Origin of the sequence: Neobacillus niacini (genome assembly GCF_048572935.1) — a bacterium.
GTDB classification, from domain to species: Bacteria; Bacillota; Bacilli; order Bacillales; family Cytobacillaceae; genus Neobacillus; species Neobacillus niacini.
The window spans coordinates 3,641,862-3,668,104 of record NZ_CP183883.1; the positions used below are offsets into that span (position 1 = coordinate 3,641,862).

Annotated in this window: 29 protein-coding genes; 21 read left to right on the forward strand and 8 right to left on the reverse strand. The window is 37.1% G+C overall.

The window, feature by feature from the left end; genetic code table 11:
* Nucleotides 1-19 precede the first annotated feature (19 nt).
* Nucleotides 20-1,387, reverse strand: a complete 1,368-nt coding sequence (locus ACN6MT_RS17935) for an aldehyde dehydrogenase (RefSeq protein WP_419887347.1) — start codon at nucleotides 1,385-1,387, stop codon at nucleotides 20-22.
* Nucleotides 1,388-1,528: 141 nt separating this feature from the next.
* On the opposite strand from ACN6MT_RS17935, the gene ACN6MT_RS17940 reads away from it, so the two are divergent.
* Nucleotides 1,529-1,777 carry a hypothetical protein gene (locus ACN6MT_RS17940; protein ID WP_419887348.1) on the forward strand — a complete coding sequence of 83 codons (249 nt, stop codon included), beginning with the start codon at nucleotides 1,529-1,531 and terminating at the stop codon, nucleotides 1,775-1,777.
* 94 nt (nucleotides 1,778-1,871) lie between these two features.
* Here ACN6MT_RS17940 and ACN6MT_RS17945 read toward each other — a convergent pair whose 3' ends face one another.
* Nucleotides 1,872-2,471, reverse strand: a complete 600-nt coding sequence (locus tag ACN6MT_RS17945; RefSeq protein ID WP_419887349.1) for a TetR/AcrR family transcriptional regulator — start codon at nucleotides 2,469-2,471, stop codon at nucleotides 1,872-1,874.
* A 220-nt stretch (nucleotides 2,472-2,691) separates the two neighbouring features.
* Between ACN6MT_RS17945 and ACN6MT_RS17950 the strand changes: the two genes are divergently transcribed.
* The 4 genes from ACN6MT_RS17950 to ACN6MT_RS17965 all read left to right on the forward strand — a co-directional run bounded on the left by ACN6MT_RS17950 (nucleotide 2,692) and on the right by ACN6MT_RS17965 (nucleotide 6,091).
* The gene (locus tag ACN6MT_RS17950; RefSeq protein ID WP_419887350.1) at nucleotides 2,692-3,459 is read left to right on the forward strand and encodes a 3-hydroxyacyl-CoA dehydrogenase; all 768 of its coding nucleotides are present in this window, start codon (nucleotides 2,692-2,694) and stop codon (nucleotides 3,457-3,459) included.
* A 46-nt stretch (nucleotides 3,460-3,505) separates the two neighbouring features.
* Nucleotides 3,506-4,660 (forward strand): thiolase family protein, encoded by a 1,155-nt coding sequence (locus tag ACN6MT_RS17955; protein ID WP_419887351.1) that lies wholly within the window; start codon nucleotides 3,506-3,508, stop codon nucleotides 4,658-4,660.
* 87 nt (nucleotides 4,661-4,747) lie between these two features.
* On the forward strand, nucleotides 4,748-5,686 hold the full coding sequence (locus ACN6MT_RS17960) for an MBL fold metallo-hydrolase (protein ID WP_419887352.1): 939 nt from the start codon (nucleotides 4,748-4,750) through the stop codon (nucleotides 5,684-5,686).
* A 12-nt stretch (nucleotides 5,687-5,698) separates the two neighbouring features.
* Entirely contained in the window at nucleotides 5,699-6,091 is a 393-nt protein-coding gene (locus tag ACN6MT_RS17965) for an acyl-CoA thioesterase (RefSeq protein WP_419887353.1), read from the forward strand.
* 99 nt (nucleotides 6,092-6,190) lie between these two features.
* Here ACN6MT_RS17965 and ACN6MT_RS17970 read toward each other — a convergent pair whose 3' ends face one another.
* Nucleotides 6,191-6,718, reverse strand: a complete 528-nt coding sequence (locus tag ACN6MT_RS17970; protein WP_419956475.1) for a helix-turn-helix domain-containing protein — start codon at nucleotides 6,716-6,718, stop codon at nucleotides 6,191-6,193.
* Between the two features lie 196 nt (nucleotides 6,719-6,914).
* On the opposite strand from ACN6MT_RS17970, the gene ACN6MT_RS17975 reads away from it, so the two are divergent.
* The 4 genes from ACN6MT_RS17975 (at nucleotide 6,915) to ACN6MT_RS17990 (ending at nucleotide 9,894) form a co-directional block, all read left to right on the forward strand.
* The gene (locus tag ACN6MT_RS17975) at nucleotides 6,915-7,559 is read left to right on the forward strand and encodes an alpha/beta hydrolase (protein ID WP_419887354.1); all 645 of its coding nucleotides are present in this window, start codon (nucleotides 6,915-6,917) and stop codon (nucleotides 7,557-7,559) included.
* A gap of 24 nt (nucleotides 7,560-7,583) precedes the next feature.
* Complete coding sequence (locus tag ACN6MT_RS17980; RefSeq protein ID WP_419887355.1) at nucleotides 7,584-8,003, forward strand: DoxX family protein; 420 nt, start codon at nucleotides 7,584-7,586, stop codon at nucleotides 8,001-8,003.
* A gap of 18 nt (nucleotides 8,004-8,021) precedes the next feature.
* Nucleotides 8,022-8,801, forward strand: a complete 780-nt coding sequence (locus ACN6MT_RS17985) for a DODA-type extradiol aromatic ring-opening family dioxygenase (protein ID WP_419887356.1) — start codon at nucleotides 8,022-8,024, stop codon at nucleotides 8,799-8,801.
* Nucleotides 8,802-8,946: 145 nt separating this feature from the next.
* Nucleotides 8,947-9,894, forward strand: a complete 948-nt coding sequence (locus ACN6MT_RS17990) for a rhodanese-related sulfurtransferase (RefSeq protein WP_419887357.1) — start codon at nucleotides 8,947-8,949, stop codon at nucleotides 9,892-9,894.
* A gap of 43 nt (nucleotides 9,895-9,937) precedes the next feature.
* Here ACN6MT_RS17990 and ACN6MT_RS17995 read toward each other — a convergent pair whose 3' ends face one another.
* A complete protein-coding gene (locus tag ACN6MT_RS17995) occupies nucleotides 9,938-11,089 on the reverse strand; it encodes a glycoside hydrolase family 18 protein (protein ID WP_419887358.1) in 1,152 nt (383 codons plus the stop codon).
* A gap of 181 nt (nucleotides 11,090-11,270) precedes the next feature.
* Between ACN6MT_RS17995 and ACN6MT_RS18000 the strand changes: the two genes are divergently transcribed.
* From ACN6MT_RS18000 to ACN6MT_RS18020, 5 genes are all read left to right on the forward strand, one after another.
* Nucleotides 11,271-12,368: a metallophosphoesterase gene (locus ACN6MT_RS18000; protein ID WP_419887359.1), complete on the forward strand. Its 1,098-nt coding sequence runs from the start codon at nucleotides 11,271-11,273 to the stop codon at nucleotides 12,366-12,368.
* 153 nt (nucleotides 12,369-12,521) lie between these two features.
* A complete protein-coding gene (locus ACN6MT_RS18005; protein ID WP_419887360.1) occupies nucleotides 12,522-12,818 on the forward strand; it encodes a 4a-hydroxytetrahydrobiopterin dehydratase in 297 nt (98 codons plus the stop codon).
* A 25-nt stretch (nucleotides 12,819-12,843) separates the two neighbouring features.
* Nucleotides 12,844-14,571, forward strand: a complete 1,728-nt coding sequence (locus tag ACN6MT_RS18010) for an aromatic amino acid hydroxylase (protein ID WP_419887361.1) — start codon at nucleotides 12,844-12,846, stop codon at nucleotides 14,569-14,571.
* A gap of 110 nt (nucleotides 14,572-14,681) precedes the next feature.
* The gene (locus tag ACN6MT_RS18015) at nucleotides 14,682-15,593 is read left to right on the forward strand and encodes a CBASS cGAMP-activated phospholipase (RefSeq protein ID WP_419887362.1); all 912 of its coding nucleotides are present in this window, start codon (nucleotides 14,682-14,684) and stop codon (nucleotides 15,591-15,593) included.
* A 100-nt stretch (nucleotides 15,594-15,693) separates the two neighbouring features.
* Nucleotides 15,694-16,878: a DHH family phosphoesterase gene (locus tag ACN6MT_RS18020; protein ID WP_419887363.1), complete on the forward strand. Its 1,185-nt coding sequence runs from the start codon at nucleotides 15,694-15,696 to the stop codon at nucleotides 16,876-16,878.
* 52 nt (nucleotides 16,879-16,930) lie between these two features.
* On the opposite strand, the gene ACN6MT_RS18025 is transcribed toward ACN6MT_RS18020, so the two are convergent.
* Nucleotides 16,931-17,296, reverse strand: a complete 366-nt coding sequence (locus ACN6MT_RS18025; protein WP_419887364.1) for a carboxymuconolactone decarboxylase family protein — start codon at nucleotides 17,294-17,296, stop codon at nucleotides 16,931-16,933.
* An 80-nt stretch (nucleotides 17,297-17,376) separates the two neighbouring features.
* On the reverse strand, nucleotides 17,377-18,210 hold the full coding sequence (locus ACN6MT_RS18030) for a DUF2935 domain-containing protein (RefSeq protein ID WP_419887365.1): 834 nt from the start codon (nucleotides 18,208-18,210) through the stop codon (nucleotides 17,377-17,379).
* A gap of 119 nt (nucleotides 18,211-18,329) precedes the next feature.
* Between ACN6MT_RS18030 and ACN6MT_RS18035 the strand changes: the two genes are divergently transcribed.
* The 4 genes from ACN6MT_RS18035 to yiaA all read left to right on the forward strand — a co-directional run bounded on the left by ACN6MT_RS18035 (nucleotide 18,330) and on the right by yiaA (nucleotide 22,566).
* On the forward strand, nucleotides 18,330-19,772 hold the full coding sequence (locus ACN6MT_RS18035; RefSeq protein ID WP_419887366.1) for a spore germination protein: 1,443 nt from the start codon (nucleotides 18,330-18,332) through the stop codon (nucleotides 19,770-19,772).
* Between the two features lie 6 nt (nucleotides 19,773-19,778).
* Nucleotides 19,779-20,870 (forward strand): GerAB/ArcD/ProY family transporter, encoded by a 1,092-nt coding sequence (locus ACN6MT_RS18040; protein WP_419887367.1) that lies wholly within the window; start codon nucleotides 19,779-19,781, stop codon nucleotides 20,868-20,870.
* A complete protein-coding gene (locus tag ACN6MT_RS18045) occupies nucleotides 20,863-21,960 on the forward strand; it encodes a Ger(x)C family spore germination protein (RefSeq protein ID WP_419887368.1) in 1,098 nt (365 codons plus the stop codon). The genes ACN6MT_RS18040 and ACN6MT_RS18045 overlap by 8 nt, the downstream gene beginning before the upstream one ends.
* A gap of 135 nt (nucleotides 21,961-22,095) precedes the next feature.
* Nucleotides 22,096-22,566, forward strand: coding sequence for an inner membrane protein YiaA (yiaA, locus tag ACN6MT_RS18050; protein WP_419887369.1), 471 nt, complete (start codon nucleotides 22,096-22,098; stop codon nucleotides 22,564-22,566).
* A 68-nt stretch (nucleotides 22,567-22,634) separates the two neighbouring features.
* Here the strand turns inward: yiaA and ACN6MT_RS18055 are convergent, their stop codons facing one another.
* Complete coding sequence (locus ACN6MT_RS18055) at nucleotides 22,635-22,895, reverse strand: DUF2533 family protein (RefSeq protein ID WP_419887370.1); 261 nt, start codon at nucleotides 22,893-22,895, stop codon at nucleotides 22,635-22,637.
* Between the two features lie 129 nt (nucleotides 22,896-23,024).
* On the opposite strand from ACN6MT_RS18055, the gene ACN6MT_RS18060 reads away from it, so the two are divergent.
* Together ACN6MT_RS18060 and ACN6MT_RS18065 are read left to right on the forward strand one after the other, a co-directional pair.
* Complete coding sequence (locus ACN6MT_RS18060; RefSeq protein WP_419887371.1) at nucleotides 23,025-23,309, forward strand: DUF3219 family protein; 285 nt, start codon at nucleotides 23,025-23,027, stop codon at nucleotides 23,307-23,309.
* 14 nt (nucleotides 23,310-23,323) lie between these two features.
* On the forward strand, nucleotides 23,324-24,325 hold the full coding sequence (locus ACN6MT_RS18065) for an LLM class flavin-dependent oxidoreductase (protein WP_419887372.1): 1,002 nt from the start codon (nucleotides 23,324-23,326) through the stop codon (nucleotides 24,323-24,325).
* 150 nt (nucleotides 24,326-24,475) lie between these two features.
* Here ACN6MT_RS18065 and ACN6MT_RS18070 read toward each other — a convergent pair whose 3' ends face one another.
* On the reverse strand, nucleotides 24,476-24,781 hold the full coding sequence (locus tag ACN6MT_RS18070) for a hypothetical protein (protein WP_419887373.1): 306 nt from the start codon (nucleotides 24,779-24,781) through the stop codon (nucleotides 24,476-24,478).
* Between the two features lie 197 nt (nucleotides 24,782-24,978).
* Here ACN6MT_RS18070 and xerS point away from each other — a divergent pair, with 197 nt between their 5' ends.
* Nucleotides 24,979-26,067, forward strand: a complete 1,089-nt coding sequence (xerS, locus tag ACN6MT_RS18075; RefSeq protein WP_419887374.1) for a tyrosine recombinase XerS — start codon at nucleotides 24,979-24,981, stop codon at nucleotides 26,065-26,067.
* The last annotated feature ends 176 nt before the right edge of the window (nucleotides 26,068-26,243 follow it).

Consider the following 26,243-nt stretch of genomic DNA (forward strand, 5'->3'; position numbering starts at 1 on the left):
AGGCTTTTATACACGCTATTCATTTAATAAAGCGTTTAATTTGCTTTAGTGCGTCTTTTCGGTTTGGATAGCGAAAAGGTAAATCAAAGGTGGTCGTCTGCTTTAAAATACTCTTTTGGTGGGAGAAGACATCGAAACTGCCTCGGCCATGGTAGGCGCCAATTCCACTTTCACCAACACCGCCAAATGGAAGGTAAGGTGAACTGAGGTGCATGACGGTATCGTTTATACAGCCGCCTCCGAAAGAGATAGAATTCAAAATACTATCTTGGAACTTTTTGCTTTCTGAGAAGATATATAGAGCTAATGGTTTAGGGTGTTCATTAATTTTCTGAATCATGGTTGTTTCATAATCATATTCAAGGACAGGGAGGACGGGGCCAAAAATTTCCTCCTGCATCACTGGATCATCCCACGTGACACCGCCGAGCACTGTCGGCTCAATTGTAAGAGTATCCTTTGAATAATAGCCGCCATGAAAGATTTCCCCGTTCGAAAGAAAGCTGGTTACACGATTAAAATGACGTTCACTTACGAGTCTCGTAAATTCACCACTTTTCACGATATCTTCATATAGCTCCTTAATAGTTTCTTTGAAAATTTTTAAAAATTCTTCCTTAATTTCTTTGTGTACATATAAATAGTCAGGTGCAACACATGTTTGACCAGCATTAATAAACTTGCCCCACGCAATCCGTTTTGCCGCTAATCTAAGATTCGCGTCATGATGAACGATACAAGGACTTTTTCCACCTAATTCAAGCGTAACAGGAGTTAAGTGCTTTGCGGCTGCTTCCATAATGATCTTACCAACGGAAACACTTCCAGTAAAAAAGATATAATCGAATTTTTCTTTTAACAACAGCTGAGTGGTTTCGGCGTCACCTTGAACGACAGAAACATACTCTTCAGGAAATGTCTTATTGATAAGGTCCGCCATTAGTTTTGATGTTTCTGGTGTTAGTTCAGAGGGTTTAAGTACTGCACAATTTCCCGCCGCAATCGCACCGATGAGAGGAGCTATGGCTAATTGCAAAGGATAATTCCAAGGAGAAATAATTAAAGCAATTCCAAATGGTTCAGAGTAAATATAGCCCTTAGATCCTATTTGAGTCATTGCCGTCTTTACTTTTCTTGGCTGAGTCCAATCTCTAATATGTTTTAGAGTAAAGCGAATTTCCTCAAGCAATATTCCCATTTCACTAATATAAGAGTCGAAGTCACTTTTATTCAAATCCTTTTTGAGCGCTTCCATAATTTCTGTCTCATGTGAGCGAATCATGTCCCCTAAGGATGTTAATGCTTCTATTCGATATGATACATCTTTTGTTATCCCGGTTTGAAAGAAAACACGCTGCTTTTTCAATAAATGACTGAACTCTTCCATAGGGCACCTCCTCATAGATAATGATATTTTATCACAACATATTTCAATGACCAGCTTTGTTTTAAGCTAAATGGAATAATTTTGTATGAATAAAAATTATCGGAGAATACTATAATTAAATACCAGTAAAGGAGATAGGGCATGTCTATTGAAATAGGAATGAAATATCAAATTTCACAAAGCATTAAGGGGAATTTTAATTCTGCAGATTTAATGACGGTTACCACTAATAATGGTATTACCGTTCAATTTACTCTAGAAGATGGAAAAGGACATGGGTCAATGCCACTGGATCACTTAAACTATTTATTAAGACGATCCAATCTTACCCCGGTGACTTCGAATAAGAGAGTACACTTAAGTTCAGAAAATGAAGAAAAAATAGGATAACAAGGAAAGCCTCCAATTTTCACAAGGAGGTTTTTTTTGAGTGACCGAAAATCAAAATGCATTTTTAGTCACTCTAGCCAATTTACTAAAAAATTTAATGGTTCTCTTTTATTAACATTTTTAATAAGTAGTCAGCATAAGCTTCAGAGATTTCTTCTGCACTTTGAGGACCATGTTGGTTATACCATTCTTGAATCCAGTTAAGAGCACCTAAAATTATTAAACGTACCATTTTTACGTCCACTTCACCAAACACCTGTTTATTTATACCTTCATGAATGATTCTATCAAAATAGTGAGAGTAACTTTTTCTAAGGTTGAGAACTTCTTTCAGCTGCTCTTCTGAAAAATTATGATTTGGCTTCGAAAGAGCCATGAACATTGATTTTTCACTTGCAGCAAGTAGAATATGTTCTTTAATCGCACTTCTTAGCTTTTCGATTGGGCTGCAATCACTTTCAATTACTTTCTCAATTCCATCTAGACAAATCTCCATAATCATTAAATGACATTGATAGAGAAGGTCATCTTTATTTTTAAAATAGTAATACATCGATCCTTTTGTCATCAAAAGTTTGGCAGCAATTTCTTCCATCGTCGTTCCTTGGTATCCTTTTTCCACAAGAACAGCTGCAGCAGAACGAAGGATTTCCTGCTTTTTTTTCGCCATTTTCTGCGTTCTAAAAGAGGACATACACTTTACCTCCTAACACTTTAAACTTCGTAATCTATCATCAATTATTGGTTAATTTTTTGCCTTTGTTTAACTATAGGACAGCATATCTAATAAATCAACAGCGTTCAAAGATTTTTTGACTTTGTGTTCAAAAAATAAATCAATTGTAAAATTATTAGAAAATTGCTATTATTTTTACAAGGGATGAAAACGGTATCACTAGAAAGGGGAAAATAAGGTGAAAATACAAGATTCTATTGCTTTAGTAACGGGCGGTGCTTCGGGACTTGGAGAAGCAACAGTCCGGAATATTATTAAAAACGGCGGTAAGGCAGCTATTCTCGACCTCTCTGAGGAAAGAGGCAAGGCGTTAGCAGTTGAGTTAGGTGAGAATGCAGTTTTTTACAATACGAATGTGACGGGTGAAGAAGATGTCCAACAGGCAATTGATTTAGTGATTGCTCAATTTGGAAGCATTAATACGGTGGTGAATTGTGCTGGAATTGCAGTCGCCGAAAAAACGGTAGGGAGAAATCAAGCACATAGTTTTGATAATTTTAAAAAAGTTATTGAAATAAATTTAATTGGTACCTTTAATGTCATTCGCCTTGCTGCTGCCAAAATGATGGATAATCAGCCGAATGAAGAAGGTGAAAGAGGAGTAATCATCAATACTGCCTCAGTGGCTGCATTTGATGGTCAAATTGGTCAAGCTGCTTACAGTGCCTCTAAAGGCGGTGTTGTCGGTATGACATTACCAATTGCTCGTGATTTAGCAAAATCTGGTATCAGGGTGATGACTATCGCACCTGGCATCATTGAAACACCTCTATTCGGATCATTGTCTGAGCAGGCAAAGACTGCCTTGGAATCGCAGGTTCCATTCCCATCCAGACTCGGACGACCATCTGAATACGCTCAATTAACTCAGTCGATTATCGAAAATGTCATGCTTAATGGAGAAACCATCCGCTTAGATGGAGCCATTCGTATGCCGCCTAGATAAATTGATAGTTTACTCTATATAAAAATTAAAATTGGAGGAAGATAATATGCGTGAAGTTGTTATTGTTGAGGGAGTTCGTACACCGGTTGGAAAAAGGAAAGGGCTATTGAGCAACGTTCGGCCAGATGATTTGGCCGCAAAAGTCTTAAAAGAATTAGTAAATCGTGCTGGCATTTCCCCAGGAATCGTACAGGACGTCATTATGGGCTGTGTTTCACAGATAGAAGAACAAGGTCTGAATATCGCGCGCAACGCCGTTTTAATGGCAGATTTCCCGATCCATGTGCCGGCGACTACCATAGATCGTCAATGCGGATCTGGTCAGCAGGCAATTCATTTTGCAGCACAAGCCATTCTAAGTGGAGATATGGATATTGTCATTGCAGGAGGAGTAGAAAGCATGACACGTGTCCCACTTGGTTCAACTCGTCAACATTCAACATCCAGTGAAGAGCTTACATCCAGGTATGAAATCATTCATCAAGGTTTATCGGCAGAAAGAATTGCTGATAAATGGGGCTTCACCCGCACCCAGTTAGATGAATTTTCAGTAGAGAGCCACAATCGTGCATTGTTGGCCCAAGAAGAAGGAAGATTTGACAGAGAGATTATGTCTTTAGAAGTAACTTTAGAGGATGGCAGTACGGCAGTAATGAAGCAGGATGAAGGACCTCGTAAAGGTTCTACTGTAGAAAAGTTGGCCACACTTAAAACAGTCTTTAAGGAAGATGGAAAGATACATGCAGGTAATGCCAGCCAAATGAGTGATGGTGCTGCAGCTGTATTATTGATGTCCCGTGAAAAAGCGGAGGAATTAGGGCTTAAGCCACGATTCCGAATTGTTGCCAGGTCCGTAGTAGGTTCTGATCCAACCTTAATGCTGACTGGTCCAATTGAAGCAACAAGACAGGTTTTAGCCAAAGCAGGGCTGACAATCGAAGATATGGACACCTACGAAGTAAATGAAGCATTTGCTCCTGTACCAATGTGCTGGTTGGAGGAAATTAAGGCAGATCCTAAGAAATTAAACCCTAACGGGGGAGCGATTGCCCTTGGACACCCACTTGGAGCAACAGGCGCTAAATTGATGATCTCGATGATGAATGAATTAGAACGAACAAGCGGGCGCTATGGTCTTCAAGCAATTTGTGAAGGCGGTGGAATGGCCAACGGAACAATCATCGAAAGAATTAGTGAATAAGAACTAAAATAGGAAATAAGCAGCAAAAGAAACATTTTGTTGCTTATTTTCTTTTAATAATAACTAGAGTAAGGGGGAGAAGGGTTTTTGTTCAATGAAATCGGTGTAACACAAGTAACGATACCGCTGCCTTTTCGCTTAAATCATGTAAATTGCTTTTTAGCTGAGGGAGCTAGCGGGTGGACCATTATCGACACAGGATTAAATAATGAAGGATCCAGGGACATATGGAGAGCAATCATTGAAAAGCATGGAATAAAGGACATCATACTAACTCATTACCATCCAGACCATTTTGGCTATGCTGGGACGCTGCAGCAGCTTACAAATGCAGAGGTATGGATGACAGAAATTGATGCTGAGGCTGGGTTAACCTATTGGGAGCATGACTCTTTAGGGAGTGTAAATGATAACTATGATACATGCGGGCTTCCTGATAATTTATCTCGGCTGCTAACGACAGATGAACAGGGTTTTAGCCCACAAGTTAAGCCTTATCCAACTGTTCAACATTATCTGGAGGAAGGAATGAAGATCGTCTTTGGCAAATACGAATACGAGGTTATTTTTACACCGGGGCATTCCGATGGATTAATCACTTTATTTAATAAAGAGAATAGTATCTTATTTTCAACCGATCATATTTTACCAAGAATTTCTCCCAATGTTTCATACTGGTTCCGTGGTAATCGGAATCCATTACAATCCTTTATGACTTCCTTGGAAAAAATTAAAGTATTAGACGTTGACTATGTAATCCCTTCTCATGGGAAGCCGTTTAGAAATGCGAATCAAAGGATAGAAGAATTATTGACACACCATCTTGAAAGATTAGCAGAGACGTATGACGCTATTAAACGGCCAGCAACCATCTATGAGGTTAATCAACAGTTGTTTCGAAATTTGAATATCCATGAAACTCGATTTGCTGTTGGCGAAACACTTGCTCACTTGGAGTATTTATACGTAAACAACCAATGTAAAAAATTTCTTCAGGATGGTACATGGTATTACGAAAGCATTTAAGGGAGATTAGGAATGGAAACTATTATTACACTTCAAACACAAATAGAAGATATTGATCAATTGGGGCATGTGAATAATTGTAGATACGTTAAGTTTTTGGAGGATGGTCGTGTACATTGGTATGAAAATTGTGGAATTTCTTTAAAGGACTTTCAAAAAATGAGGATTGGAACGGTTGTTTTAAAAATGGAGGTATTGTATCGGAAAGAAGCAAATTTAGGAGATCATTTAAAAATCATTACCCGTCCAGACTATTTAGGAAAAACAAGTTTCGTATTAAAACAAGATATTTATAATCAATTTGATGAACATATAACAGAAGCCAAAGTGACAATGGTCATGTTTGATACTATATTAAGGAAAGGTATAAAAGTGATCGATCAAATCGCTCAAAACTTTAGATAATCTTTTCAAGTAAAACAGAGCATTTTTGTTTGAATAAATGCTCTGTTAAACTGCAGTATTTTGTTTGTATGCCTGCAGAGAAATATCGTTTATTACTATCTAAAAGGCTGTATTAGTATAAACCGCTATTAAAACAACGGCTTTACAATCCCCAATATTTTTCACCGTATGCGGCACACTTGCATTCCAGCTGAAGGAGTCACCTTCTTCTAAAATAACAGAGTCTTCACCCTGTTCTGCTAGGACTTTCCCCTCTAAAACTAAATGACATTCTTCCCCTTCATGCGCATGGGCGTCTCCAATTGAAGCGCCTGGAGGAAACTCCACACTTCTTAAACTCAAACCACCCATTGAAGAAATATGCTCAATCTTCAACTGATTGAACGTAGTGGTTGTTCTATCATCTTTTCGAACTACGCGTAAATGTTGTTTTTTTTCTAATAATAAGTAAGGTAATGGAACCTCTAAATAAGTGGCAATAGTTTGCAGCGTATTGATCGATGGTGAAGTGTTATTGTTTTCTACGTTACTGATAAATCCTTTTGAAAGGCCTGTACCTTCACACATTTGAGCAATTGTAATTTTTTTTCGATTTCTTATAGCACGAATTTTTGCGCCGATATCCAGTTTGATCACCCTTTTATGGTTTCCTAATATAGAACATATTTATATATTAGCAAAAATTCCATTGACAATCCACAAGATTCACTGTTATCCTATAAGCAACAAATGTTCATATTTAAAAACATTTTATTTTTTAGGTTGATGTTTACAAATATGAATTTTTATTAACTATTAAAATACTGATAGGAGGGATATAGATATGAATGCACCTATGATTTATGAGCTTCGCCGTCCAAGAGAGATCAATCCTGATAAAAAATATCCTGCGTTGTTTATTATGCATGGAATAGGCAGTAATGAACAAAATATGCTGTCTTTGGTAAACGGCTTAGAAGAACGATTTTACATCTTTAGTATTCGGGGTCATCTTACACAGCCGCCAGGTTTTGCTTTCTTTACCATTGAAGGGTACGGTAAGCCCCACCGGGAAGTGTTCGATGAGGGAGTAACACAGCTAACAAATTTTGTTGACTATGCTTGCGAACAGTATCCACTAGATGCATCTCAATTATACTTGTTAGGTTTTAGCCAAGGCGCGATTTTAGCGATGACACTAGGCTTGACATTAGGAGAAAAAATAAAAGGCATTGTCGCTCTAAGTGGTTACATTCCAGCCTTCGTAAAAGAAGAATATGAGATCAAATCTGTAAAAGAGTTATCGGTTTTTATTTCACATGGAGAAATGGATCAAGTGCTTCCATTTGAGTGGGGCCTTGCTAACAACGAGTATTTTCGTCAATTAGATGCAAACGTGACTTTTAAGACATATTTAGAAGGACATAGTGTGTCTATGAGTAATCATCAGGATTTTACAAACTGGTTATTAGAAGATTTAAAAAAATAATACATTAAGGGAGAGACATAAGAGATGAAAAAGATAGAAGTAAGTACATTTATTTTACGTATAGTGTTAGGGGTTACGTTTTTTATTCATGGATTAGTGAAATTCCAAGGCGGCATTGAAAATATCGTTGGCTGGTTTGATTCGATTGGCTTACCAGGAGTGCTAGCCTATGGTGTTGCGGTGTTAGAAATGGTTGGAGGACTTGCATTAATCATTGGTTTAGGAAGCAGAATTGTATCAGCACTGTTTGTATTATTAATGCTTGGAGCGACTGTTAAAGTGAAATTGGCTGGCGGCTTCTTAGGAAATGGTCAAGGTGCAGGCTGGGAATTAGATTTAGCATTACTAGCGATGGCATTATTCATTGCCATAAATGATAGTAAGATGTTAGCTTTAGATAAAGTGTTTTTTAAAGGACAAAATAACCAAACACAATCTCTTTAATAAGGAGGGAAAAGTACTATGATGCCATCACTGTTTATTGCTCATGGTGCACCATTACTAGCGATTGAAAACAATGAGTATACTCAATTTTTAAATCAACTGGGACATTCTTTACCGCGCCCAAAGGCCATTGTTTTATTTTCCGCCCATTGGGAATCTAGATCGCAAAAAGTGAGCGAAGTAGACCAATATGACACTATTTATGATTTCGGCGGCTTCGACCCATCGTTATATACAATTAAATATCCAGCTAAAGGTCTACACGAAATCTCAAATGAAATAAAGGATTTATTCAAAGAAAATGGTATTCCTTTCGATGTAGAAACGAAACGTGGATTGGATCACGGTGCTTGGGTAGTGCTACGTTTACTTTACCCAGAAGCAGATGTCCCTGTCATTGCCATGTCGGTAAATCCTAATTTAACTCCGGAAGAACAATATAAAGTCGGAAAGTCACTGGCTGGATTACGTGCTAACGATGTTCTAATTATAGGCAGCGGAGGAACAGTTCATAATTTGAGAGCCGTAAATTTTGCAGACAATGGAAAAGTTGATCAATGGGCATTGGAGTTTGATGATTGGTTAGCTCATCATCTTCATACATGGGATACCGATTCATTGTTTAAATACGATTCAATCGCTCCTAATGCACAATATGCCGTCCCTCCATATGGTAACGAACATTTTGTTCCGATTTTTTATGCCATGGGAGCAGCAGATGACAACCAAAAAGCGAAATTATTACATCGCAGCTTTAGATATGGAAACCTAAGTCATAGCGTATGGCAATTTGGATGATAGTTAAAAATAACACTAACTCAGCGTTAGTGTTATTTTTAAAAAGTTAGAATAATTCTTATCAATTGAAATATAGGTGTGATTATTGATATAATAATTCGGTTATTAATAAAAAGAATGTATAAAAGTTAATAAGGTGGTAAATATGAATCAAGATTTTAGAGTGTTATTGTATTATAAATATGTCACTATAGAAAACCCTGAAGAAGTTCAGCAAGAGCATCTTCAGTTTTGTAACGAGTTGGGTTTAAAAGGAAGAATTATTATTGCTTCTGAGGGTATTAACGGTACTGTGTCAGGTACAGTTGAGCAAACGGACGCTTATATAAAATATATGGAAGAGCATCCGCTTTTTGCAGGGACTGTCTTTAAAATTGATGAAGCAACAGAGCATGCGTTCAAAAAAATGCGTGTCCGTTATCGACCAGAACTTGTAACGCTGCGTTTAGAGGACGATGTTGACCCTCTTGTTACAACTGGAAAGCACTTAAAACCGAAAGAATTTTTTGAAGCAATGCAAAGTGAAGATACTGTTGTGATTGACGCACGAAATGATTATGAATATGATTTAGGTCATTTCCGAGGCGCCGTTCGCCCTGATATATTAAATTTCCGTGATCTGCCTGATTGGATTCGAGAAAATAAGGAACAATTCGAAGGTAAAAAGATTCTTACGTATTGCACAGGTGGTATCCGCTGTGAAAAATTCTCAGGCTGGCTTGTAAAAGAAGGATTTGAAGATGTTTCACAATTAGAAGGCGGTATAGTTACCTACGGAAAAGATCCAGAAGTTCAAGGTGACCTATGGGATGGACAGCTTTATGTATTTGACGAGCGCATTGCGGTTCCAGTCAATCAAAAAGAGCATGTGGTTGTAGGTAAGGATTACTTCACTGGTGAGCCTTGTGAGCGTTACGTAAACTGTGCTAATCCAGAGTGTAATAAGAAGATTCTCTGCTCTGAGGAAAATGAACACCGTCACCTGCGCAGCTGTTCACATGAGTGCAGAACGCACCCACGAAACCGCTATGTGGCACAGCACGGATTAACTGAAGAAGAAGTAAAAGAAAGACTAATGAATCTACAAGCATAAGAAAAAGGCTGCACGCTCTTTGTTAAGAGGGTGCAGCCTTTTGTTATTTCTTTGCAAGGTTATCATTCGATTTAACTAATTCATCGTATATTGCTGTTGTTAAGCTATGGTCACCTTTACTGTCATGACCTGCTTCCCATAACATCATCCCGCCAAATCCGTGTGCCATCGCTAGATTGGTTTTCTTCTGTATGGTTTTCACACCATTATAGTGGTAAGTGGTTCCGTTCATACTAACTGTATCATTTGCAGCATTTGCAGGATCTTGGTTAACGATTGCGGCATAAGAAACCTGTTTAATAGATGGGTCTTCAGGCTGTGCATAAAATGGTACTCCTAAAACAAGCTTTTCTTTCGGCAGGTTATTATGATCAAACAGATTTGCCCAATAGCTTACTATTTTCTCCGTAAACGGATACGGAGATAGGTTCGCAGCATTGTAACCGCCATCCCATTGTCCATCATAGGCCATAATATTTACATGGTCTACATACTGAAAAGTGGACGGTTCATAAACAACAAAACCCATCTCAGTGCCTGTCACCGCATGAATTTTGGCATAAACAGCAATCGATAGCTCTTTGCCTTTCGGATGCAGCTGATCGCTTAGCTCCTTTGCAAATGCCGCTAAGTTAGCGGCATCTGCCTTCGATCGAGGATGCTCGAAATCGATATCAATACCGTCTAGTTTTTCACGGTTTACAATACTAGTAAGTTCATTCACTAGTTTCGTTCTAGAGTCAGGATTACTGATTGCTGCTTTAAAGGGCACGTAGGATTCGCCTCCATTTATATGAAACCAGCCGCCGACGGCTAAGATTACTTTTGTATCGTGTTTGTCAGCTTCTTTAACCAGCGTTCGTAAATTATTGATAGCAGAATCACCATTTAACAATATTCCTCCATCTGGAGTCGGATGAGCAAACGAGAAGATTGCGTGTGTTAACTTGGAATAATCAACTACCATCGGATCGCGGAAGTCCTGTACATAACCTAATAACACTTTGGATTCCTCTGTATTTTCCTCTGGAATCTCTTTTTTCTGGAGATTTTTTTCTGATTCTGAAGCCTTTTCTATTTTTAGCGGTTTTGATGTTTGTTCTATTTTGTTATTGGAATATAATACTCCTGTAAAAATTCCCCCTGTGAAGGTAATGAGGATTACCAGGGCTAGGAGGAGATTGGGTTTCTTCATAGATTGTTTTCCTCCCTATTATTCTCTGACTTTAAAATTGTATCAAAAAATAAGAGGAGGAAGTGTTGGTAATATCAACCTTGCGAATAAATGGTAAATACCCAGTCCTAAATATTTGTTAAAAAAGATCAAATATTGTCTAATTATAATAAGACTTCTAGTGAAAAGGAGATTTACTTCTGTGTGGGCTGTTGGGATAGGAATTATCTTATTATATAATTTACTGATTTTTTACATTGGCTATAATATTTGGGTTTGGCTGAAACAAATCAGCGGTGACCGAAAGAGTATAAAAATTATCTTCTGGGTTGTAATTGTTATTTTCGCTTATTCTTTTGTTTTTTCACGCTGGCTGGATGAGAGTTTATTTTTGACTTGGCTTGGTGCCGCGTGGCTGTCGTTATTTTATTTTCTGATATTGCTGCTTCCAGCTGCCAACATAGCCGTTTTTTTAAGAAGATTTACAAAAATCCCGAAAGAAAAGTTCATAAAATGGACGGGAACAACGGTATTTATTTTGATCGCTGGCTCTTTCTTATTCGGAGTGTTTAATGCCTATAGTCCAAAAGCAATGACATATCAGATTACGATACCGAAGCAGGTTGAAGGAAAACAAAGTTTGAATATTATTATGGCTTCGGATATGCATTTTGGGGATTTATCGGGCAGTGGTCAGGCAAAGAAGCTCGTTGAGTATATCAATTCCCAAAAACCTGACTTGGTACTATTTCCAGGAGACATCATTGATGACGATATCACACCTTTTCTTGAAGCGGGGATACCAGAAATTCTTAAACAAATCCAGGCTCCTGTTTATGCTTCCTTAGGAAATCATGATCGTGATGATGTGGACCTTGTAGAAATTTTTAATAATAGCGGTATGAGGGTTTTAGATGACGAGGTACTGAATCTTCCTGAAGGAATTGTACTCGTTGGAAGAAAGGATAGAGGCTATCAGGATGTTGTGAGAGCAGAACTTTCTGAGTTAATGAAGCAGGTCGATTTGACGAAACCTGTTTTTCTACTCGAGCATCAGCCTTATGATTTAGATATCGCCGAAAAAAATGGTGTTGACCTCATTCTTTCAGGCCATACACATCGAGGTCAGGTTGCACCAGGAAATCTGATTACAAACATGATTTTTGAAAATGATTGGGGTTATTTAAAAAAAGGAGAGCTGCAATCGATTGTCTCTTCAGGCTACGGTGTTTGGGGCTTGCCGCTCCGAATTGGGACACGGTCTGAAATCGTTCAAATCGATGTAACCTTTAAACCATAAAACCTGAAAAAATCCATCTGAGTACAGGTGGATTTTTTCAGGTTTTATAGACAGAAAGTGTTTTTTTATCGTGAATTGAATACTATTAACTGATGACTGTAAATTTGACCCTTAAAAATGTAAGCGCTTTATTTATGTAAAGGAGTGAAGATAGTGGAAAAACTAACCCCTTCTGAGGTTCAAGAAAAGTTATCCTCCGTTCCCGACTGGAGATTAACAGATGAAAAATGGATTGAGCGAAAGTATCGTTTTCGTGACTATTTAAAAGGAATTGATTTCGTCCAATCAGTTGCTAACCTATCTGAGCAGGCTAACCATCATCCATTTATCTCAATAGATTATAAGGTTGTTACATTACGAATTTCATCATGGAATGCCAAAGGTTTAACCGCTTTGGATTTTGAATTAGCCACAAAATATGATGAAGTCTATTTAAAAGTGAAAAGTTAATTTTCTTTTTGAGGGAGAGATATCTATGGGGAAAACAAAGAAAATTCCGAGGCACTTGCAAAAATATGTGGTAGACCAGCAATATGAGAAATACACACCGATTGATCACGCGGTGTGGCGTTATGTGATGAGACAAAACCATAACTATCTAAAAGACACTGGCCATAAAGCATATGTAGGCGGGTTAAAGTCCTCTGGGATATCGGTAGAGAAAATACCTAATGTAACAGATATGAACAAAGCGTTAGAGCCGTTCGGCTGGGGAGCAGCTAATATTGATGGTTTTATTCCCGGAGTTATTTTCTTCGACTTTCAAGCACATGGAATCCTGCCGATAGCATCTGACATTCGTAAACTAGAAAACATTCAATATACACCAGCACCTGATATTATCCATGAAGCGGCAGGTCATGCACCAATCCTTTGCGAGGAGAAATTCTCGGAATATGTAAAGCTTTTCGGACAAATTGGTTCAAAAGCATTGGCAACAAGTGAAGAACATGAATTATTTGAAGCAGTGCGAACCTATTCGAATCTATTAGAAAGCGGAAAAGCAACCAAGGCAGAAATTGAGGAAGCTAAAACGACTATGGAAGAAAAACAAGCGGCTGTAACCGAGTTATCAGAAGCGGAACAAATTTCTCGTTTATATTGGTGGACCGTAGAATACGGCCTTATTGGCAGTGTTGATCAGCCACAAATCTATGGAGCTGGATTGTTATCTTCTGTATCCGAAGGTAGAAGCAGCCTAACCGATTCGGTTAAGAAAATCCCTTTTGATTTGGAGACTGTTATTAAAACTGGCTTTGATATTACCAAACCACAGCCCCAGCTTTTTGTTTGTAACAGCTTTGATCAGTTAATAAATGCAGTAATGGAATTTTCGAAAACCATGGCTTTTAGGATTGGTGGAACAAAGGGCTTAGATAAAGCACTTCGATCGAACCATACGGCTACGTTTCAATATAGCTCAGGACTGCAGTTAACCGGCACCTTACGTAACATCATCAAAGATGAAAACGGTGAAGCCATTTACATCCAAACTGAAGGCCCATCAGCCTTGGCTTATCAAAATAATGAATTGTCAGGTCATGGAAAAACTACACATCAAGACGGCTTTGGAGCTCCCATTGGTAAAATAACAAATAGCCTCAATCCATTCGAGGAGCTAAGTGATGAGGAGCTTAATAGAATTGGCATTGAGATAGGGAAAGAATCTACCATCAATTTTGAGAGTGGCGTGAAGGTGGAAGGAACTCCACAACATTTCTATCGTAAGGAGGGCAAACTTCTGCTCATATCATTTAATGATTGTAGTGTCTTATACGCAGGCCAAACGTTATTTCATCGTGATTGGGGCAATTATGATCTTGCAGTGGGAGAACGAATTACCTCCGTATTTGCAGGTGCAGCAGATTCTGAACAATTTTATGCAGATTTAGAGGAAGTTGAAACGAAACCTCTTGTTAAAAGAGAGTTGTCTTCTTTAGAACAGTTGTATGGGAAGGTTAGAACCATTCGTGAAAATCCACATAATGACATAGAAACAGCCTTACTTGAGGTGATTGGTGAATTAACAAGGGATTATAAGGATGATTGGTTATTACGAATTGAAGTAATGGAACTGTTAGTGAGATATAACCTTATGCCGGACCAACAGTTATTACTAAAAACACAACTTGAAGATATAAAGCTTTTGAGTAAAGAGTTCCCTGTGTTAATTGATAGAGGTCTGATGTTAACCAATGTATGACGAGAATTTTGGCCAATCACAACAACGACGAAATAAATTAGCCCGCCGTGATAAGGAAAACAAAGAAAGGGTACACTTAGGGAAAAGAAGGGTAATTTAGGTGAAATATAATGAAATTACTTTGTATAGATGGTGGTGGAATTCGTGGTATATTTGCCATCGCCATTTTACAAGCATTAGAAGAAGAAGTAGGTCATCCTGTAGATGAGTTGTTTGATGTAGTCGCTGGTACTAGTACTGGAGCTATCATTGCTGCCTCTGTTTCACTCCACAAAAACATGAAAGAGATTTATGAGAGCTATAAGTACTTTGGTGGAAAGATTTTTACCAGGCAGGCAAAGGTTGGACTATTTAAGAGTGTTTATAGTGACCGAGCGCTAAGACATCTGTTAAAACAAGCATTTGGTGAAGTGACACTACAGGAGATAACCAAGCCGCTGCTTATTCCTGCTGTGGACATTACGCATGGAAAACCATTTACTCACCGGTCAAACTATGGACATCCTGACTGTGATGATCTCTCGATAAAAGTGTGGGACGCGGTCCTTTCCTCGTGCTCGGCACCTGTCTATTTTCCGCCTAACAAAATAGGGGATCAGTACTTATCCATAGATGGCGGGCTATGGGCGAATAATCCTTCATTGGTCTGCCTGACAGAAGCCATTGATTTCTTCCAAAAGAGTATGAAGGAAATCAACATCTTATCCATCGGCACAGGATTACAAAATATTGATTTTACGAACAATAATGATAAGTATTGGGGAATCAATCAGTGGCTCCCGTTCCACTTACCTACTATGAAGGTAACACCTAAGCTTCTGGATTTGGCCCTCCACCTTTCATCAGAATCCGTAACCTATCATTGTCAGATTCTCCTAAAGGATCAATACCTTCGAATCAATGAAGATTTGGGTAAGGAGATTCCCTTTGATGAAGTAGATTATATGGATGTTTTAAGTGATTTAGGAAGAAATGTTTTTATAAAACAGAAAGACCAAATTCTTTCGTTTTTAGAAAAATAACAAACAAAACTCGCACTTTGTGATGGGGCGGGTTTTTTTGTTTGATGTGATTCAATATTTTTCACCTTTTGATACCATACTATTTTATGAGGTGAAGGGCATGTATAAACTGTTATCACATAATGATTTAGATGGTGTTGGGTGTGGAATTCTAGGAAAGCTTGCCTTTGGAGAAGATGTAAAGGTTCGCTACAATTCCATTTCTGGTTTAAATCGAGAAGTTGAGTGGTTTTTCGAAAACGAGGATAAACAGACTAGCTTATTTATTACCGATTTGTCTGTAAATGAAAAAAATGAACAGAGAATTAATGAGTTTTATCAAGAAGGGGGAAAAGTGCAGCTCATCGATCATCACAAAACCGCATTGCATTACAATGATTATCCCTGGGGTCATGTGGTGGTGGAAGACCAAGAAGGTAAATTAACTTCTGCGACATCTTTATTATATGATTATCTTATTTCCCATCAGTTGATTGAGGAGTCAGATGCGATAAAAGAATTTGTCGAGCTGGTTAGACAATACGATACGTGGGAGTGGGAGAAAAATGAGAATCAAGACGCTCAGCGTCTGAATGCACTATTTTTTCTAATTTCCATTGACGAATTTGAAGAAAAAATGATCCATCGGCTAAAGAACAGTGACCACTTTCATTTTGATGAGTTTGAAAAGAAAATTTTAGATATGGAAGAAGATAAAATTGATCGCTATATTCGCAGGAAAAGGCGGGAGCTTGTTCAGACAGAACTTGATGGTCTTTTTGCGGGTGTGGTCTATGCGGAATCCTATCACTCAGAACTGGGAAATGAATTAGGGAAAGAATATCCACATCTTGATTATATTGCAATTTTAAATATTGGCGGGAAGCGGATGGGTTTCCGAACCATTCACGATCATATCGATGTTTCTGAGGTTGCCGGAAAATATGGTGGAGGCGGGCATGCAAAGGCTTCAGGTTGTTCTTTAACTGAAGAAGCATATAAAAACTTTGTGACAGAGACCTTTCATTTAGAATCGATTCCAGAAGATGCGAGACGAAATCGATATAACCTCAAACGTTCTTCTTTTGGTACATTGTATAAAAGCAGAAGAGAAGATTACTTCCTGCTTTATCAAGTAAGTGACGATGAATGGGCGATTCAAAAAGGCCAAAAACGATTGGAACAAACCTATCCCAATTTTGAAGAAGGGGAGAGTTACTTAAAAAGAAATTATGAGGTGTGGTTAGTAAAAGACGATGATTTTGTTCAGTACTTAATGAAACAAGTTAAAAACCAAATTCACTGAAAAAACCACTACAGAACGAACGAGTGTTCTGTAGTGGTTTTTTAAATATAATTTATTGTTTTAGTTGATTTAAATCCGTAATGCATTCCTGAACTAGCGTAACTGCCTGACTCATAGCTGCTCCGCCGCCAAATGCCGCTGTAACACCGACAGCTTCGAGGATTTCCTGCTCTGAACAACCTTGGTCAAGACATCCTTTAGTATGATAAATAATACAATATTCATCTTGTGAGTAGAGGCTAATACCAAGTGCAATTAACTGCTTTTCCCGTTGAGACAAAGCGCCTTCTTTAAAGCACTCTTCTGTAAAAGCATTGAAGTGTCGAGCGAATTCCGGCATTTTTTGAGTAAATACACCTAACCCAGATTTATACTCGTGTAAGGCAGCTTCTGTAGAATTTCTTGCTTCGAATTCCATTTTATGTTCAACTCCATTTCTAATAATCATGAATCCAAAATTAGTATGAGCAAACAAAGAATGGATTAACCACATTAATATTATCTGTGATAGTTTTTAAAATAGGCTGTCAATGAGCAAGGGGGTCTTTCCATTTCAGGAACAAAGGCACTTAGCTTGGTTAAAAAATAACATGACTCTGGAAAATGGTGTTCTAAAAACCGTAGTGTTGTGGCATTTAAAACTTCTTTTCCTTTATACAGCTTAATAACATGTTCCACCAATTGGTTAAAGGCAAGCACGGTCCCACTTACTTCACGCGCAAAGGAGATTTGGACAGGGAAATGAGGAGGCATAAACCGTAAATACCCTTTTATGGCGTCATTTTTTAACAAATGTGCTGAAAAAAGCTTACTCAGCGTGTTCACTCTCTCATGGAGAATAAGTTCTATACCATCCAGTCCCCTGTTTAATAATGCAGCATGACCAATCTGATCCTCTAACCAAAGGTCTAACAAGTCAACTAATGGGAGCGGAGGATAATCTGTTCCATTCATGTAATACTGTAAAATCCGTAAATATTCACCGTTTTCATTTAATGTTCCATTAAAATAGGTCGGGGTAATGTTGATTAATATTTTATTATTTAATTGTAAGTTAAGAACCTTTCCTTCGAAGCGGTAATAATCATAGGAAACCTGAGCGGAAAGTCTTGAAAATTCAACCAATTCCTGAGAATTAATATTACTGGTTTTTGAAATTTGTTCCAGCCGCCTTCTTACCTCTGTAAATCTGCCAATAAAGGCTGCTGCTTCTTCTACAAGGTTCACTTCAACGGGTGATAAATAATCCCGAACAAAAACAGCATGGTCTAAGAGTATATTTACCCAAAAATAATGCTCTTCCCAAGGAGAAAATGGATTTAGATTTTTCAACGGTACCCTCCTTTAGTTGCAATGTTCCTCTCTAATACAAATTATTAATCACCTATATAATAAATGTATAATTTACCAATGTTAGCAAAAAATAAAAGAAAAAGATGGGGCGGGTGCGAATGCGGAAGGATCGCAATCGCTTTTTGAAGGACTTCAAACTGCAGAGAAGCGTCATGCAAACGAATACAAGTGTTCAAGAGGAACCAAATGAGGGATTATTAAAGCGATTTGTTAACAAATTTAGTAATAGTTCTGATTTAAGTGTCACAGAGTTTCCGCATTTATCAGTAAAAATTTATTACTTTAGTTATTTAATTAATAAGGACCAGTATGAAAAATTTTTATCTGGCATTCGAACTATAACTCCAGAAGAATTACAGTCCTACTTAAATCATTCTGAGTTTAATGAATTGTCGGATATGAATACGGTGGAGGAAGCAATATTATCTGGCAGTAGTATTTTATTTACACAAAAACAAGCTTTTGAGCTTCCCTTTAAAGATGGAAAGGGACGTTCTATCGCTCCTTCTGAAACAGAAACGGTCATTCTTGGCGCACATGATGCTTTTGTGGAATCTGTTGATGTCAATTTATCTCTTATTCGAAAAAGAGTGATGACATCACAACTTAAGACCATCAAATTATCTGTGGGTAGTAAAGCAAAAAGATATGTTTATTTACTCTATATCGACGGTGTAGCATCTGAGAAAGATTTAGAAGAAATTCAAAAACGTATTCTGTCAATTAAAAAGGATGCCATTGTAGATACAAATATGCTTGTTCAATATATTGATGAACATCCAAATTCACCATTTCCTCAGTTTTATACTACAGAAAGACCAGACACAGTAGCATATAAATTGTTCGATGGAAAAATAGTAGGGCTCATGGACAACAGTCCATTTGCTTTTTGCACCCCCGTCAGTTTTTTTGATTTTATGGAATCAATGGATGATTTCGGGCAAAGGTGGATTGTTAGTACCTTTATAAAGGTAACTCGATATATTGCCATTTTGGTTACTTTGCTCTTTACTGCCTTATATGTAGCCGTTACAACGTACCACTATGAAATGATCCCACAGGCACTACTGCCGACATTGCTGGAATCAAGAAGCAAAGTGCCATTTCCTCCTGTACTTGAAGCACTTTTTTTAGAATTCTTATTAGAGTTGCTCCGAGAAGCGGGAGCCAGACTTCCAACAAAGGTTGGACAGACCATCGGTATTGTTGGAGGTATTGTCATCGGACAGGCAGCTGTACAGGCAGGTATCACCAGTAATATCCTCATTATTGTGGTTGCAGCTTCCGCCATTGCGTCATTTGTGGTCCCAAGTTATTTATTAAGTGCCTCCATTAGAATTGTGCGCTTTGGATTTATTATTCTTTCGGGATTATGGGGAAATATAGGGATTATTTTTGGCATGGGTATCTTAATTATCCATATGAGCAGTCTGACGAACTTAAACTCTCCGTATCTGCTGCCGATATCGCCAATGTACCCAAAGTTCTTTAAATATTCAATGATAAGGGGTCCATTTAAGAAAAAAAACGAAAGGGGATAATGATATATGCAAATGAAAGAAAAGTTATCACCCTTTCAAGCTTCTGTTTTAATCTATTTAATCCAGTCAGGTGTTACATTATTTTCTTTGCCTAGACTGATTGCCGAAGCTTTCGGAACAAATGGCTGGATTGGACTCATTCTAATTTATATTATTGTAAATATTAATCTCGTTCTTATATGGCTGGTTTTTAAAATGAGCAAAGGGAAGTCCATGTTTGAAATAATAGGTGTTTTCCCAAAGTGGATTACATTCCCATTTTGTATATTTACTGCTGTGGTTTGGATGCTTCTAGGGGTAATGGTCCTAGTTAAGTTTTCAATGCTCTTAAAAGTATTGTTTTATCATAACGTTTCACTTATTTACTTAACCTCAATGGGTTATATATTAACGTTTATGCTGTTAAAAAAAGACCTTTATCAAATCGCAAAAGCAACTGTGGTATTATTTTATTTCACTGTCTGGACTGTTTTTTTATTAGCGTTCCACCTTCCTGAATTTAGCTTTATTCGGCTAACACCGTTTTTATTTAAGGGTGCAACCGAAATCTATTTCTTGAAGGGTGGTTTTCCTATTTATACCGCCCTTTTAGGTTATGAACTATCTATTTTATTTGTCCATATGATAGAAAAAAAACAATTAAGATCGTTAATAACAGGGAATTCCATTACCTCACTGATTTATTTAGGTGTGACTTTTGTAAGTTACGGCTTTTTCAGTTTTGGGCAGCTTTTAAAGGAAATGTACCCATTAGTAACCTTGTTAGGATATATATCTATTCCTGTTCTTGAACGGGTTGAAAATTTTACTTTTTCAATTTTCGGCCTCAAGGTGCTAATCACAACGGTTATGTATTTATGGGGCACAAAAGAACTAATACAATATCAGTTTAAAAGCATTCAATCCAATTATCTCCTAATTGGGGTATTAATCATTAGTTTTTTTGTGGGATCTATCCCAAAGGTTATTAAGGATGTAGACCAATGGTTAACGTATATTACTTATGCTGCTACGGCCATTGCATTTCTATTGCCCATTTTTTTATTGGCCACGATTGTTATTACGAAAAAGATGAATAGGATGCCAGCCAATGAATAAGTTAATTACCTTAATAATGATTGTTTTACTGACTGGATGTGCCCAGCAGCGTATAATTGATGATTTAGCAATGGTTAACGCTATTGGCTATGATCTATCAAGAAACCCAGCCACTCCTTTAAAGGTAACAGTTACTTTCCCCATTATAACAAAAGACGGTAAATATGATCGAAAAACACTTATAGTGGAAGGAAAATCAAGTAAAGATGCGAGGGAAAAAGAAAGATTAAGGACCAATTACAAACTCGAAAGTGGACAAATGCGTGTTTCCCTTTTTGGCCAGGAATTAGCTAAAAAAGGGCTTCTAGAGTATTTAACTTCATTAGTTCGAGATCCTACTATTGGTACAAGAGTAAATTTGGCTTTAGCCGAAGATGAAGCAAGTGATATATTGTTGCTGCAGATAAAAAATGAAGGTCAAAATGCTACATACTTAGAGCAGTTTTTAACGAAATTAAATCAAGAAAATATGAGAACAAATTATAATATCTATCAATTCTTTAGAGACTACTATGATGATGGTATTGATCCGATCCTTCCTGTTTTTAAAGTAGAAAAAAATAACATCACCTTTGATGGCATTGGTTTATTTCACAAAGACAGACTTGTTGACATCCTAAAGCCTTTTGAAGCTGTATATCTTTTCCTTCTTCGAGAAGAGATTCACCAGGGGAATATAGGTGAACAAATCGACGTAGGAGAGGAAGAAAAGGCATCCATCATGATTTTTTACGAAATTAAGAAACACCGTATTGATATTCAATCAATGGCAAATAACGCAAAGAAAGCCCAAATCTATATAGAATTAATAGGTGATGTAATTGAATATACCGGGAAGGAAGAAATTTCAGATCCAAAAGTACAGAAAAAAATAGAACATATTATAACGAAGAAAATTAATCAGGAGAGTAAGGAACTTATCGTAAGGCTGCAGAAACTCCAAGTAGATCCTCTTGGTATTAATCGTTATGTCCGTAATAAAATGAATTATAACGATTGGAAAGCATTGGACAAGGGACAGTCCTACAAAGACATGGATATAGACATTGAGACAAAAATTTTATTAAATAGTTCCGGAAAGTGGAAGTAGGTTTTAAACAAAATTTTAGAAAAAATCACCTTTTATTTGTAAGAATTTTCTATATAATAGAATGAGGTGGCGTACCAATATGTATCGCTGGTACACCATCTTTATCTTCACACAAAGGATGGAGGGGGTTATTCAATGTCTAATGATCATGAGATTTTATTAGATAAAGGAAAACAAAAAGATCCAAAGTTGAAAGCAGTTAGGAAAGAGGGAGAACCGACCGCAGCTTTTATTGGTGCTTCTTGGGCAGCTTTGTTAGTAGGTGTTATGGCTTATTTCGTTGGCTTGTTTAACGCAGCGATGCAATTGAACGAAAAAGGCTATTACTTTGCGGTACTCGTATTCGGCCTCTATGCGTCTGTTTCTTTACAAAAAGCAGTAAGAGATAAAGAAGAAGGAATACCAGTTACAAATATTTACTATGGTATTAGTTGGTTTGCACTTATTGTAGCTATTTCATTAATGGGTATCGGTTTATACAATGCTGGCAGTATTGATTTGAGCGAAAAAGGATTTTATGGAATGTCATTTGTTCTAAGTTTATTTGCCGCGATTACGGTTCAAAAGAATATTCGTGATACGCAGCGGGCAAGAGAAAGAGAGTAATATGATCTAGATAATCATTAGTAACGAAAAAAACGACAGCAAAATCTGTCGTTTTTTTCGTTACTGGATTATTTGTTTTTTAATGAATTTGCATATTCTTGTACCATCTCAGTGGTAACATTTTTTCTAAGTGAAATGATCCGCAAGTTAATTCTGTTCATTTTATTGGTGACTTCATTAATTTTATCTGTTGTAAAAGGTTTCCCTTGTTTACATAATTCAACGGCTTCTTCAATATATTTTTCACGAAGCTCGTCCAAAGCTTTAAACTCTTGGTAACTTTGATTTTGATTTTTCGCATGTTTAATTAAGTCTTTATGTACGCTCATGATCCCACTCCTCGATATTAACTTTTATTATCATAACACATTTCAAAAGGAAACAGGCACCACACTTAAGCATGATTTTTGTTTTTATAAACGTAAGTGCTATTATTTTTATAAAAGGAGATGCTTCTATTGGTAAAAGAGATTGTCTTAGATGAAACCTCGATTAAAGTTTACAAGTATGAAGAAGAAAAAGAAGATGATTTATATAAGATTTCGGTCGAATTCAACGTAACGAGTGAGGAATATCATGATATCACGACACTTTTGTATAAAGGTACATTTCATGTAAAAGTTCCTGAGAGGGATTTATCATTTAGAGCAAGTATTCAGCAATACTCTACATCATTTACAAATTTATATATTAAAGGACAAGTCGGTGAGTTTAAGTTAAGTTTGCTGGAGGTAAAGGAATAGGAGAGAGGAATCGTATGAGGTTAAGCATTTTGGATCAAGCACCTATATCTTCTAATCAGAGTGCTGCTGAGGCACTTAAAGAATCAATGAAGTTAGCGCAAGCTGGAGAAGCATTAGGGTATACCAGGTTTTGGATTGCCGAACATCATGACTTACCTGGCCTTGCATGTTCAGCGCCAGAAGTAATGTTAGGGTATATTGGAGCCAATACTAATAAGCTAAGAATAGGCTCAGGGGCAGTATTATTACCTCATTATAAACCATATAAAGTAGCGGAAGTATACAATATGTTAGCAACGTTATTTCCTGGCAGAGTCGATGTGGGGATTGGACGAGCTCCGGGTGGTTCCGCAGAAGCAACCAATGCATTATCTGATAACTTTTTACAGCAGGTGTGGAACATGCCGAACACGATACAAGATTTACTGTATTTTCTAGAGAATAATATACCCCCCGAACACCAGCATGCGAAAGTGACGGCCTCGCCAGTACCAAACATCCCGCCAATACCTTGGCTGCTTGGCACGAGTAAAAAAAGTGCCATACTTGCAGCAGAAAGCGGTCTTGCGTACGCTTTTGGACAGTTTATGAGTGATCAGGACGGTGGTGCCATCATTGAACAATATAGAAATGACTTTAAGCCGAGGAAACACAATGATGTCCATCAAGTCATTGTAACAGTGTCAGCGATATGTGCAGAAACGACAGAAAAAGCAGAAGATGTGGCTTTAAGTTCACTGGTATGGGGGTTGCAAAGAAAAAGAGGAGAGGGGCAGAGAGGAGTTCCTTCCATCCAAGAAGCAAAGAACTATCTTCAAAATGAAGATAAAAATATACTTGAAGAAATGAAAAATAGTATGATTATTGGTAATCCTCAACAGGTAAAAAAGAGAATAGGAGAACTTCAAAAGAGATATAACGCAAATGAAATTATGATCGTAACGATCAAATATTCACCGGAAGATAAAATTCAATCCTATAAATTGATTGCAGAAGAACTTCTTAGGAGGCAATGACTTAGGAAATAGGGGAGTAATAGGTATAGGGCTTGGTGGGACTCGAACCCACAAACTACTCGGGCAGTTTACGTTTGAAACTGTCGGTCGCTCTACAATTGAGCTACAAGCCCTATTTATATTTTGGTTTTAACACCAAATATTATTCATTCATTTTCTAGGTTTCATTTTAGCGATTTCATCAGTCACAACAAATGCAAGATCATCATTTCCAAATAACGACAAGACACCAAGAAGTGTTTCGTCGCCAATTTCTCCAGATTCTTCTTTCGATACTACTAATTCCATTGCTTCTTTTAAAGCGATGTTTTTGGCCTGATGGGGATAGGCCCGTAAATACAATTCCTCTGGATTTAAATCATGATTGATACACCATTGAGCAAAAACGAGGATCATCATTTTTTCCTCGCCTTGATAGTTCTGAATAATTTTTTCTTCTAACTGTTTTTGATCCATTAAGAAAACTCCTTTAAAAACAACATAACTTCATTATATCGGATTTGCATGAATCACAGTAGTAATTTCAAAAATGTAAAGGGGAAGAGTGAAATAGCGAGACAAAAAGACAGGAATTTATATTTTACATAATTTCGTAAAATATAAATTTGACGTAATTTACCCAGTTAGGTAAAATATAGAAGTGAGGTGATTTTATGGTAAATCCATCAAAACAAAATAATTTTAATAAATTACAATCTCTTCTTTCCGAACTTCCCTGGTATGTTGATGAATATATCAATCATAAATTAAGAAAGCTTTCGACGGCTTCCTTATTTAATTACTGTCATGATTATAAGATCTTTTTCAATTGGATGATCCGTGAGCAATTATTTATCGGAAATGTTAAGGATATTCCTTTAAGCCGTTTAGAGCAAATGACCGTGATTGAGATTGAAAGTTTTTTAAATTTCCTTCATTACGAACTAAACAATAAAGAATTAACCGTCAATCGGAAATTATCAGCGTTAAAATCCCTGTTTAATTACCTGCAGAACATTGCTGAAACCCCTGATCTACAGCCTTATATTAATCGGAATGTATTGGCTAAGATTGAATTTAATGAAGTTAAAGACAGCATGGAAACAAAAGCTGCCAAAATGGAAGGCAAAATTCTTCTTGGTGATGAATACGAAAAGTTTCGTTTATTTATTGCTCATGATTATGGTGAATTAAACAAAGATAACAAAAAACTCTATAACTTTCATCAATTGAATAAAGAGCGTGATACGGCCATTGTTTCCTTGATTTTGGGGTCGGGGCTTCGTCTTTCAGAGTTAATTGGAATTGAATTAGACGATATTGATTTTAAAAAGTACTGTGTAAGAGTCATTCGAAAAGGAAATAAAGAGCAATTCGTGTTCTTTAGTCAGACTGCGATGGCTGATTTGCAAGCATATCTAGCTGTAAGAACCACTAAGTACCAGGTTGAAAAAAATAATAAGGCTTTATTTATCGCAGCGTCAATCGGCCCAAAAGGAAAAACACGAAGACTTACGGCACGATCCGTAGAAAAATTAGTGGAAAAATACGCGACTGCATTTGGTAAACCATCATTATCTGTACATAAGCTGCGTCATTCCTTTGCAACAAGATACCATGCCGAGATTAATGATGTACCAAAATTGCGGCGACAATTAGGTCATTCATCGATTCAAACGACCATGATCTATACACATATAAAGAATGATGACTTAAAAATTGCTGTAGATAAAATGGATATGCCAAAAGAGCAATTAGAATGAAAGTCAGCAGTTAATGCTACTGACTTTTTTATTTGCTCTAGTTTACATAATATTATTATGGAAACAAAATTATAAAATATCTCAAATCACAAGTATACTTAAGATAATGAGACGAAGTGAAAAATTTCGTTTTTTGATTAATGGTGATTGTTCGTTTCCGTTTTTAAGCAAAAAAA

Excerpts from the sequence above, each read along its gene's own strand:
- ACN6MT_RS17935 (WP_419887347.1), bottom strand. The coding sequence starts at position 1,387 with ATGGAAGAGTTCAGTCATTTATTGAAAAAGCAGCGTGTTTTCTTTCAA.
- ACN6MT_RS17940 (WP_419887348.1), top strand. The coding sequence starts at position 1,529 with ATGTCTATTGAAATAGGAATGAAATATCAAATTTCACAAAGCATTAAG.
- ACN6MT_RS17945 (WP_419887349.1), bottom strand. The coding sequence starts at position 2,471 with ATGTCCTCTTTTAGAACGCAGAAAATGGCGAAAAAAAAGCAGGAAATC.
- ACN6MT_RS17955 (WP_419887351.1), top strand. The coding sequence starts at position 3,506 with ATGCGTGAAGTTGTTATTGTTGAGGGAGTTCGTACACCGGTTGGAAAA.
- ACN6MT_RS17965 (WP_419887353.1), top strand. The coding sequence starts at position 5,699 with ATGGAAACTATTATTACACTTCAAACACAAATAGAAGATATTGATCAA.
- ACN6MT_RS17975 (WP_419887354.1), top strand. The coding sequence starts at position 6,915 with ATGAATGCACCTATGATTTATGAGCTTCGCCGTCCAAGAGAGATCAAT.
- ACN6MT_RS17980 (WP_419887355.1), top strand. The coding sequence starts at position 7,584 with ATGAAAAAGATAGAAGTAAGTACATTTATTTTACGTATAGTGTTAGGG.
- ACN6MT_RS17985 (WP_419887356.1), top strand. The coding sequence starts at position 8,022 with ATGATGCCATCACTGTTTATTGCTCATGGTGCACCATTACTAGCGATT.
- ACN6MT_RS17990 (WP_419887357.1), top strand. The coding sequence starts at position 8,947 with ATGAATCAAGATTTTAGAGTGTTATTGTATTATAAATATGTCACTATA.
- ACN6MT_RS17995 (WP_419887358.1), bottom strand. The coding sequence starts at position 11,089 with ATGAAGAAACCCAATCTCCTCCTAGCCCTGGTAATCCTCATTACCTTC.
- ACN6MT_RS18010 (WP_419887361.1), top strand. The coding sequence starts at position 12,844 with ATGGGGAAAACAAAGAAAATTCCGAGGCACTTGCAAAAATATGTGGTA.
- ACN6MT_RS18015 (WP_419887362.1), top strand. The coding sequence starts at position 14,682 with ATGAAATTACTTTGTATAGATGGTGGTGGAATTCGTGGTATATTTGCC.
- ACN6MT_RS18020 (WP_419887363.1), top strand. The coding sequence starts at position 15,694 with ATGTATAAACTGTTATCACATAATGATTTAGATGGTGTTGGGTGTGGA.
- ACN6MT_RS18025 (WP_419887364.1), bottom strand. The coding sequence starts at position 17,296 with ATGGAATTCGAAGCAAGAAATTCTACAGAAGCTGCCTTACACGAGTAT.
- ACN6MT_RS18035 (WP_419887366.1), top strand. The coding sequence starts at position 18,330 with ATGCGGAAGGATCGCAATCGCTTTTTGAAGGACTTCAAACTGCAGAGA.
- ACN6MT_RS18040 (WP_419887367.1), top strand. The coding sequence starts at position 19,779 with ATGCAAATGAAAGAAAAGTTATCACCCTTTCAAGCTTCTGTTTTAATC.
- ACN6MT_RS18045 (WP_419887368.1), top strand. The coding sequence starts at position 20,863 with ATGAATAAGTTAATTACCTTAATAATGATTGTTTTACTGACTGGATGT.
- yiaA (WP_419887369.1), top strand. The coding sequence starts at position 22,096 with ATGTCTAATGATCATGAGATTTTATTAGATAAAGGAAAACAAAAAGAT.
- ACN6MT_RS18055 (WP_419887370.1), bottom strand. The coding sequence starts at position 22,895 with ATGAGCGTACATAAAGACTTAATTAAACATGCGAAAAATCAAAATCAA.
- ACN6MT_RS18065 (WP_419887372.1), top strand. The coding sequence starts at position 23,324 with ATGAGGTTAAGCATTTTGGATCAAGCACCTATATCTTCTAATCAGAGT.
- ACN6MT_RS18070 (WP_419887373.1), bottom strand. The coding sequence starts at position 24,781 with ATGGATCAAAAACAGTTAGAAGAAAAAATTATTCAGAACTATCAAGGC.
- xerS (WP_419887374.1), top strand. The coding sequence starts at position 24,979 with ATGGTAAATCCATCAAAACAAAATAATTTTAATAAATTACAATCTCTT.